Below are 637 nucleotides of genomic sequence, written 5' to 3' on the forward strand. Positions count from 1 at the left end.
ACAAGCTGAGCGGCGACCCCGTCACGCCGAGCTTCCTGGCGCTGGTCAACCTGGGCTGGGCGGTGGCGATCCCCGCGGTGTGGTTGATCGCCCGCGCTCTGCACGGCCAGGCGCCCGGCTGGGTCGCCTCGGTCGTGCGCGGCATTCGCTGGCGCTGGCTGCTGGTGTGCCTGGGCCTGTCGGTGCTCGCGCTCGCGGCCACCGTCGTGGTCGCGACCGTGCTGCCCGACCAGGGTGCGTCCGGTGTCGAGGTGAGCGGGGAACTGAACCCCTGGACCTCCGCGGCTCGTGACTTCCTGCTCGTCACGATCCTGCTCACCCCGCTGCAGGCCGCGGGGGAGGAGTACGTCTTCCGTGGCTACTTCGCGCAGGCGTTCGGCGGCGTCGCCTCCCGCTTCGGCCCGTCCGTGAGCGCGACGGTCGCGGTCGTCGTACCCGCCTTGCTGTTCGCCCTCGCGCACGGCCTCGGCCAGGACCTGCCGACCTTCTTCGACCGCTTCGCATTCGGGCTCGTGGCCGGGGTCCTCGTGTTGCTGACCGGCGGCCTCGAAGCCGGCATTGCGATGCACGTGCTCAACAACTTCCTGGCCTTCGGGCTCGCGCTGTCGTTCGGCGACATGACCGAGGCGTTGCACCC

The 637-nt window shown here is 71.3% G+C and carries 1 protein-coding gene; it reads left to right on the top strand.

Annotation, left to right across the window (positions count from 1 at the left end):
• The coding region (locus tag ACOADB_RS15340; protein WP_378600271.1) for a CPBP family intramembrane glutamic endopeptidase at positions 1–637 on the top strand (637 nt) is incomplete at both ends.

It is taken from the genome of Nocardioides sp. CPCC 206348 (assembly GCF_048654705.1).
Lineage (GTDB): Bacteria > Actinomycetota > Actinomycetes > Propionibacteriales > Nocardioidaceae > Nocardioides.